The sequence below is a fragment of the Simplicispira sp. genome, assembly GCF_028687295.1.
Classification (GTDB): domain Bacteria; phylum Pseudomonadota; class Gammaproteobacteria; order Burkholderiales; family Burkholderiaceae_C; genus Simplicispira; species Simplicispira metamorpha.
In genome coordinates this window covers 1-8,304 of sequence record NZ_JAQUAL010000148.1, presented here as the reverse complement: position 1 = coordinate 8,304, position 8,304 = coordinate 1, and the positions used below count along the sequence as shown (strand labels likewise).

9 protein-coding genes are annotated in these 8,304 nt (G+C 58.9%); 2 read left to right on the top strand and 7 right to left on the bottom strand.

Going from position 1 to position 8,304, the window contains the following annotated elements; translation table 11 throughout:
* Positions 1–165: 165 nt before the first annotated feature.
* From tfpZ (PHX69_RS13670) to PHX69_RS13655, 4 genes are all read right to left on the bottom strand, one after another.
* Positions 166–852, bottom strand: coding sequence for a TfpX/TfpZ family type IV pilin accessory protein (gene tfpZ / locus PHX69_RS13670; RefSeq protein ID WP_502958534.1), 687 nt, complete (start codon positions 850–852; stop codon positions 166–168).
* A 113-nt stretch (positions 853–965) separates the two neighbouring features.
* The gene (locus PHX69_RS13665; RefSeq protein WP_288044388.1) at positions 966–2,483 is read right to left on the bottom strand and encodes a spermine/spermidine synthase domain-containing protein; all 1,518 of its coding nucleotides are present in this window, start codon (positions 2,481–2,483) and stop codon (positions 966–968) included.
* Entirely contained in the window at positions 2,480–3,160 is a 681-nt protein-coding gene (locus PHX69_RS13660) for a fused MFS/spermidine synthase (RefSeq protein ID WP_288044386.1), read from the bottom strand. Before PHX69_RS13660 ends, PHX69_RS13665 begins: the two co-directional genes overlap by 4 nt.
* A gap of 16 nt (positions 3,161–3,176) precedes the next feature.
* The gene (locus PHX69_RS13655) at positions 3,177–4,418 is read right to left on the bottom strand and encodes a phosphoethanolamine transferase (RefSeq protein ID WP_288044384.1); all 1,242 of its coding nucleotides are present in this window, start codon (positions 4,416–4,418) and stop codon (positions 3,177–3,179) included.
* A 58-nt stretch (positions 4,419–4,476) separates the two neighbouring features.
* On the opposite strand from PHX69_RS13655, the gene PHX69_RS13650 reads away from it, so the two are divergent.
* Positions 4,477–4,935, top strand: coding sequence for a hypothetical protein (locus PHX69_RS13650; RefSeq protein WP_288044382.1), 459 nt, complete (start codon positions 4,477–4,479; stop codon positions 4,933–4,935).
* A 103-nt stretch (positions 4,936–5,038) separates the two neighbouring features.
* Here PHX69_RS13650 and tfpZ (PHX69_RS13645) read toward each other — a convergent pair whose 3' ends face one another.
* Together tfpZ (PHX69_RS13645) and PHX69_RS13640 are read right to left on the bottom strand one after the other, a co-directional pair.
* The gene (gene tfpZ, locus PHX69_RS13645; protein ID WP_288044380.1) at positions 5,039–5,794 is read right to left on the bottom strand and encodes a TfpX/TfpZ family type IV pilin accessory protein; all 756 of its coding nucleotides are present in this window, start codon (positions 5,792–5,794) and stop codon (positions 5,039–5,041) included.
* A 112-nt stretch (positions 5,795–5,906) separates the two neighbouring features.
* Positions 5,907–6,413 carry a pilin gene (locus PHX69_RS13640; protein ID WP_288044377.1) on the bottom strand — a complete coding sequence of 169 codons (507 nt, stop codon included), beginning with the start codon at positions 6,411–6,413 and terminating at the stop codon, positions 5,907–5,909.
* A gap of 368 nt (positions 6,414–6,781) precedes the next feature.
* Here PHX69_RS13640 and PHX69_RS13635 point away from each other — a divergent pair, with 368 nt between their 5' ends.
* Entirely contained in the window at positions 6,782–7,792 is a 1,011-nt protein-coding gene (locus PHX69_RS13635) for an Rpn family recombination-promoting nuclease/putative transposase (RefSeq protein WP_288044375.1), read from the top strand.
* A 73-nt stretch (positions 7,793–7,865) separates the two neighbouring features.
* Here the strand turns inward: PHX69_RS13635 and PHX69_RS13630 are convergent.
* A partial coding sequence (locus tag PHX69_RS13630) for an FHA domain-containing protein (RefSeq protein WP_288044373.1) occupies positions 7,866–8,304 on the bottom strand: 439 nt, incomplete at its 5' end.

Sequence of the window (8,304 nt, the reverse complement as noted above, 5' to 3'; positions counted from 1 at the left end):
TAAGCAAAATCAAAGCCCCGCGCAAGGAAACACGCTTCGCTTTTGGCTTCATCCCATTCGAATTGCATGGGCCAAGTGTAGTTCAATGGGCTACTTTTGACTGAGAAATTTTAAATTTGATAGCTGCTCGCGCCCGCTGTACGGGCGCTGGAGGCCGATTCGGCTTTAAAACGAATCCAGCGCCACAAAGCCGACGGGCTGGGCAGATTGCGCGTCGATCAGCACCGTCCAGGCGGTTTTGCGTGAGATCAAGGGCAAATAGCGCAGCGCATCCAGGGAGCGACCTGTGCTGAGCACCGCGCGATCAATGGCATCGGCATGGCTGGGAAAGCGTTCTTTGAGCTGCGCTGCGGGGCGCGACTCTTTCAGCACCTGCTCATGGGCGGCTTCGTAGGGTTGCCACAAAGAGGTCTGGGCCGCCTGGGGGATGCCACCCGTGGCTTGCAAAATGGACTCGATGGCCTCCGACGGCTGCAGTGGCCGCAGCGACAGCAGCGTCGGTCCCCGCAAGGGCAACTGCTGCAAACCGGGCGGGGCTTTGGCCAGCGTTTCGGGCTCGATGTCCACGGCATGCACCACGGTCATGCGGTGGTATTCAAAAACCAGATGCACGGGCCGCGCAGCAAACACCGTCCACAACCCGTAGGCCAGAGCGGCCACCTGCAACAAGCCAATCACCGTGAAGTCCATCATCAGGTGGCGGCGCGTTTTGGCGGAATTGAAAATCACCAGCGTGATCAGCGGCCCCAGCACCACATCGACGGCCACCACCAAGGCAAACAGCTCACGCCCGCCCGACAGCTCGCGGTACGGGTACGGATACCACCAGCCAAACACCACCAGCGCCGCCAAGGTGGCAACGCTCAGGCTGATAGCAAGGTGAATGGCGCTGGCGCGCAGACGGTTTCAAAGATGGTATGACGACAGGTTTTGTAGAGGGAAATGTGGACGCCGCCGCCCACCAATCAATACAGCGATTTGCCGTACTTGAACTCGGTCACCATGTTGTAGTCGGTGATCTGCTCCAAAGGTCGTCCCGCTGATTTTTGAACGACCTCTATGCCCACAAAGGGCTTGGTCACAAAGCGCTCAATGGCAGAAGAATTGGCAGCAAACAAGGGCGCACCGCCCAGCGTCAGGCTTTGGTACAGCTGGCGCGTGGCTGCCGTATCTTTGCGGGCACGAAAGTCAAAATCGGCGGCATAAACAAAATTGACATAGCGGTAAGCATGGGCAAACACCTTGCTGGCCGTATAAAAAGCGTCTGCCGAGCCCGTGGCGTTGAATGACAGCACCGCCCCAGGCGCCATGTGCGCCTGCATCAGTTGCAAAAACTCGGTGGACAGCAGCAGACTGATGTTGGCGCGCCAGTGCCAAGTGGTGTTCATGATGATGAGGTCGTATTGCTTGCTGGGGTGCTGGCGCAGCCAGCGCCGGGCATCGTCAACCACTATCTGGACACGCGGGTCTTGCAAAGCGCTCGCCTGCGCCGGGTAGGCCTGTGCGGCCTGCAAATAGCCGGGGTTGATTTCCACCACATCCACCTGCTCTACGCCCGGAAACTCGTTCACCAGCGCCAGCCAAGTGCCAATCGACAAGCCCACCATCAACACCCGTCGGGGCTGGGGTTGCAGGGCTGCCATCAGCAGCGGGCGCTCCAGGCCGTTGCTGTTGACTTCAGGGCTCAGGTTGGTGCGCCCGTCGTACACATTGCCGCCATACACGGCATCGCCTTTATCCGCTTCCGGGAAGATGGTGATGATGCCGTGCCGGTTTTCAATCACCGTGCCCGCGCGCGCACCCGTTTGGTTCACCGATTGCACCAAGGCATGGGGGTCATGCAGCGTGCTGGCCAGCGCACCACCCAAAGCCAGCAAGGTGCCCACACCCGCCAGCACGCCGTGGCGCGGCTTGGCTTTAAGCGCCAGCGTAAAAAACACCGCCGCTGCACATTGCACCGCGCAAATCACCAAAAAGCTCTGCTGCAAGCTCAGGCTGTGCAGCAACACATAGCCCGTGACCAGCGGCCCCAGTGCCGCCCCGGCTACGTTGGAGGTATAGACCAGCGCAAAACGCTGGCCTTGCTTGCCCACCAAGTTTTGCGTGCCCAAATGGTGTGCAATGGGGAAGACAAACGCCAGTACGCTCGATGCGGCAGCCATCAGCAGCAAATCCAGCACTGCGCTGTGCAGCCAATCGCTGGTCAATGCGACGAACAGTACTGGCAACACCAAGGTCAGCAGTGCCGATAACCACAGCGCAGCCACGCTGTAGCGCCACAGTTGGGCATCACCATCGGCGCGGCGGCAGGCGCGGGCACCGGCATGTGCCCCCAGCGCAATACCCAGCAAATAAGCCATGAGCACAAAACCAAACGCCGCCGGGGTGGACAACTTGGCAAAGCTGTACAAGCGCACCCACAAAATCTCCAGGCTCAGGCTGGCAAAACCGCAGGCAAAAGAAAGCAAGGCGGGGTAATTCATGCGGGCGCTCCGGTTGTGGTGGTGGCAGCGGTAGTGCGCGGCAGCAGTTGGGCCGCCAGCACGGCACACACCACCACGGCAATATTGCCCGCCACGGCCACCCATACCACCTGCGGCAACGTCCACAGTGGCAGCAGCACAAAAGGCACTAACGCCGCCCCAGTGGCCGCACCCAAGGTGTTGATGAAATACAGCGTGCCCACCGAAACACCAATGTTGGCCGTGCGCTCATCAAAAGCCATCGTCAGCAGCGGCAGCGTCATCCCCATGAGCACCGTAGGCAGCAGCAAAAAGCCAAAACTGGCCACCGCACTGCCCACAGCGCCGTCGCCCAGAAAACTGCCTGCCAATCCCGCCTGGAGCGCCCGCAGCAACCACAGGCTGGCGGCGCCATACAGCGCGATGGACAGCTCAATACCCGCATACCAATGCAAACGCCGCCGGGGAAAGCGATCAGACAGCCACCCGCCCAGCATGCCACCCAGGCCAATGCCCAGCATGAATACCGACACGATGATGGTGATGGAGTCCATGTCCACGCCAATCAGGCCATACAGCGCGCGCTGCCAGCTCACTTGGTAAATCAGGGCGCTACAGCCGGAGATGAAAAAGCTGACCAATAAAACAGCATCCAGCAGTGGAATGTTTTTTATTTTTTCAAGATTGTTTTTGATCATCGTTTTCTGTTTGGGCTTATTTCAACATCATGAAACACGGGTTTTTGGCCGCTGCTTTTTCAAATTTCTCTGTCCATGCCGATGCCTGCTCGCGCCCGTTGGCATCCCGATGGCGCGATGGGCGGGCAAAACTCTGAGTTGCGGCGTCGGGCACGGGCGCTTGTGTATCGCCACGCATCAAATCCAGCAAGGTCTGGTGTACGGCAGCCACGGTGTAGGGGTGATCTTGGTGCGCGCGCAGCCCCTCGGCAATAGCAGGGTGTGCCTGAGCATAAGAACTGCTAAGCCACACCAGCGCGGGCACCTCGTAGGCATCGCGCGTGTTGCGGTTGGCACTGTCCGCCTTGCAGGCACCGCCGGGCACGGTTTCGCCGTGGTCGGCGGCGTACACCAGCGCGGCGCGGCGGCCATCGCCTGCCAAGGTGGCGATGATTTGATCGAGCACCTTGTCGGTGTAGGCCACGCTGTTGAAGTAGGCCTCACGGGCGTTGCTGCTGTGCGGGTAAGGGCCAAAACCGCTGGGGTAGCGGTGCTGGTAGTTGAAGTGGCTGCCCATGGTGTGCAGCACCACCAGCGCGCGTGCATTGTTTGCCAAGTGGCGGCGCAGGGCGGGCAGCAGCACCTCGTCCAGGCTGCCTTGATCGGCAAAGCCTGAAGGGTTCAAAAACGCGGTGGCCGCCGCTTCTTGGGCGTAGCTGGCGATGATGCCGTCATGCTTGCCCACGGCAGCCTGGTTAGAAAACCATGCCGTGGCATAACCCGCTTGCGTGGCTACCGACACAATGGAATGCGTAGCTTGCGGGTTGGGTGTTCCGTCGGGCCAAACCAACGGTTGCGCGGTGAGTATCGACGGCACCGATTGCCGGGTGGATGTTGTCTGCGCCAGCGTGCGGGCAAAGCCAAACAGGTGCTCGCCGCGCGCAATACGTGCTTCCAGCAAGGGCGTGGTGGCGGGCGCTTGCGGGCTGAACCAGTGCCAGGCGTTGCGGGTGGACGACTCGCCCAGCACCAGCACCACCACCTCGGCCTGGGGTAGCGTGCCTGCCAAGGTATAGCCCGGATCGGGCGCTTGCAAATGGGCCCGCACGGCATCGACCACGCGCCGCCCCTGCCAGTACTGCGCCACGGCCCAGGGCAACTCATACGGAAAAGCTTCGGGCAAATACAGGGAATTGCCGACACGCTGGTCTGCATGACTAAAGCTGTGCAGCAGATTGGCAGAGTCAGAGCGCGACGGTTGTGGCGTGGTTGCGAGCATCGCCCTACTCTCTGCCACAGCAGTCGGGTTGGGCAGCACCACATAAGGTAGCGCCAACATGGCAGCGCAGAAAAAAACTACCTTGCAACGAAACCGCCCGCCCCAGCGCCAGTCGGGGCGGCGATGCAATGCACGCAGCACACCCCAGCAAGCCAGATTCCAGAGCGCAAAAAAAGCAAACCACACCCAAGGGATGACTGCTGCCAAATTGCGCAGCTCAGCCGGGCTGGTGGCCATGGCCATCCCTACCAGAGTGGCATTGATAGGCATGCCGTTGATGGCGCGCACACCCAACGCCAGCGGCTGCCACCACAAGCACAACAGCCATAGCACCAACCAGGCCCGCCAAGGCCGTGTAAACAAAGTGAGAAAAACAGCGGTCAACAACAAGCACAGCAACAGTCGCTCGATAAATTCAGTGCCATCAAGCAACAAGGTGCTGCGCGACTCAAGCCACAAAAAATTCGGAAGATTCAGGAACAGAACACAGGCAGCAAAAAACGCTGTAGAAGCCTGAGTCTTTTGCCTTTTAAAAAACATCCACATGCGCGCAGCCGGTGATTTTCAAAATTGATAGCCTCTTGCGCTTGCCACACAAGCGCGAGAGGCTGATTTGATCCTTAAAACGAATCCAGCGCGACAAAGCCCACGGGCTGGGCAGATTGCGCGTCGATTAGCACCGTCCAGGCGGATTTGCGCGATAGCAGGGGCAAGGTGCGCAGTGCGTGCAGAGGGCGGCCAGTGCGAGCCACGGCGCGGGCGATGGCGTCGGCGTGGCTGGGAAAGCGCTCTTGGAGCTGCGCGGCGGGGCGCGACTCTTGCAATATCTGATCGCGGGCGGCTTCGTAGGGCTGCCACAGACGGGGCTGGGCGGCTTGAGAGATGCCGCCAGTGGCCAGCATGACGGACTCGATGGCTTCATTGCCTTGCAGTGACCGCAGCGACAGCAACGTGGGGCCGTACAAGGGCAGCTGCTGTAAACCGGCCGGGGCTTTGGAGAGCATTTCAGGCTCAATGTCCACGGCATGCACCACGGCCATGCGGTGGTACTCAAACACCAAATGCACGGGCCGGGCGACAAACACCGTCCACAACCCATAGGCCAGAGCGGCCACCTGCAACAAGCCAATCACCGTGAAGTCCATCATCAGATGGCGACGCGTTTTGGCAGGATTGAAAATCACCAGCGTGATCAGCGGCCCCAGCACCACATCGACGACCACCACCAAGGCAAACAGCTCACGCCCGCCCGACAGCTCGCGGTAGGGGTAGGGATACCACCAACCAAAGACTAGCAGCGCCGCCAGTGTGGCAACGCTCAGGCTGATGGCAAGGTGAATGGCGCTGGCACGCAGGCGATATTTCAAGGGTTGCATGATTTTTAGTGGAATAGGGTATTTATTCAATGGCCATCAATCGCCGTTCAAATATCAAAAATCCCAATAAAAAAGCCCCTATAAATAGGGGCCTTTTTAACCAAAATTGGTATTAAGCAGCTTTGCACGAACCAGGCAGGTACTTCAAAGGCATGCCGGCAGCAGCTGTTGGACCACAGCGCCATTCAGCAATTGTTTTACCACCATCTGTTGCGCCAGCAAGCTTGGCAGGTGCAGAACCAACACCAATGTATGGAATCATCTGGATAGAGCTCGCACCTGTCGTATCACCCTTCAGGTTAGTTGCATTGCCAACTACTGTGATGACACCGTTTAGATCAACAGCCAATGAGGTAACCATTTTGGTTTGGTTTCCTTTGGTGGACGAAATCTCGCATGCCCCAGGCAATACTGCAGTGACGTCAATCACGTTGGAATTGGACACAGTATCTGTCACAGAAGTACGGCACGAAGATGCCGCCAAAATAAGCTCTGACACACGACCGCGCACGGTGTAATCCTGGTAAGCGGGCAGGGCCACGGCAGCCAAAATACCGATGATCGCCACAACGATCATCAGTTCGATCAGGGTAAAGCCCTTTTGCATAGAACGCTTCATAAAGTTCTCCTCGGAGTCAATTGCGAATGAAAACCTGCAGAAGGATTCTTCAGGTTCGCAGCAATAGCAGCAGCATCCGTGCCAGCCCACTGGATGCAACAAGGCGTATCGTTTTACTTACAAAGCCCCTTGCAGAGATGCGGTTGCTGTAACAACCTTCAGCAAATTTGCGCCAATTCATGACATTTGTGTCACGCCGAATTGTCACTGCCTGTTGCGCGGGTTGCGGTTTTTGACAGGCTGCCGCAAAAAATGAACCAAATCAGGCTCTGTTCCTTTTGGAGCGGGCGCTAGCAGCTATCAAATTTGAATATTTTCGCCACGCAAACCGACACCGCAGCCCTGCATGGCATCCCTACAATCTGCCCATGCCCCCAGACCACGACGCCTCGTACAAGCTGTTGTTCTCCTCGCCCGAGCTGGTGCGTGATCTGGTGCTGGGCTTCATCCCTGATGCGTGGCTGCACAGCCTGGACTACCGCACGCTGGAGAAAATGCCCGGCAGCTACGTCACCGACGACCTGCGCCACCGCGCCGATGATGTGGTCTGGCGCGTCAAGGTCGGGCCGGAGTGGGTGTATCTCTACATCCTGATTGAATTCCAAAGCAAGGTTGACCCCTGGATGGCCGTGCGCATGATGAGCTACGTCGGGCTGCTGTACCAAGACCTCATCAAGGCCAAACAGGTATTGCCGCAGCGCAAACTGCCGCCGGTGCTGCCCATCGTGCTGTACAACGGTGACGCGCCCTGGACGGCGGCCACCAACATCGCCGAGCTGATTCCCAAGGTGCCGGGGTTGGTATCGCAGTTTCTGCCCAGCCTGCAGTACCTGCTGATTGCGGAGAACCAGTACACCGAAAGCGGTTTGGCCACCATGCAAAACTTGGTGGCTGCCATGATGCGCTTGCAGCGCCCGCCCCAGCAGACTGCAGTGTTGGAGGTGATTGATCTGCTGCACGGCTGGCTGGCCGACAACCCCGAGCTGATGCGCATTTTTGCCATCTGGATACGCGCCGTGCTGCTACGGCAAAGCAAACATGATTTGGCACTGCCCAAAGTGCAAGACTTGAAGGAGCTGAAAATGACACTGGCCACGCGGTTTGAAGAATGGGCGCAGGAAGCTGAGCAAAAAGGCTTACAAAAAGGCTTACAAAAAGGCTTACAAAAAGGCTTACAAAAGGGGTTGGAAAAAGGCATGCAAAAAGGCCAAAGGGATGGTGAGGCCAGGATATTGCAGCGCCTGCTGGTGGCCCGCTTTGGGCCTTTGTCATCGTCGATCCTCGCACAGCTGGAGCACGCCAGCACAGAGCAAATTGAAGCCTGGGTAGATCGGGCCATCACCGCGCGCAGTTTGCATGACATTTTTGATGCCATCTGAGCGCTAGACGGCACTGAGCGACCCGCTATTCGCTCAGCTGGATTCGTATCCATTCAGGATTTCTGGGTCGGCTTCAAGTCTGCACAAACAGCATCTCGGTGCCTGCCAGTTCCAGCAGATCGCCGTTGTGCAGGGGGACGGGCTCTTGGCCGATGTGGACGCCGTTGTGCGTCGGGGTGTCGGGGCCTTCGACGTGGGTGAGCACGTAGCCATGGTGGCGCCGGGTGATAGCGGCCACGGCCACGCCGGGTTTGCCGATGGTGGTGACGACTTTGTTCAACGCCACTTCGCGCCCAGCGGCAGCGCCCGAAAGCACGCGGATGCTGGCGGCCGTGCCAGGCTGCGCTGCTGTGGCGGCGTAGGGCGCGGCTGCCGGGGGGCGCGCGCGCGGTGGCAGCGGCGGGGGCACCATGCCGGGCTTGACGATCATGGTTTTTTCGTAGTCTTCGGCTTCGGCCTCGTTGAGGAAGCGGATTTTGTATTTGCCCACTTCAATGGTGTCGCCGCCGTGC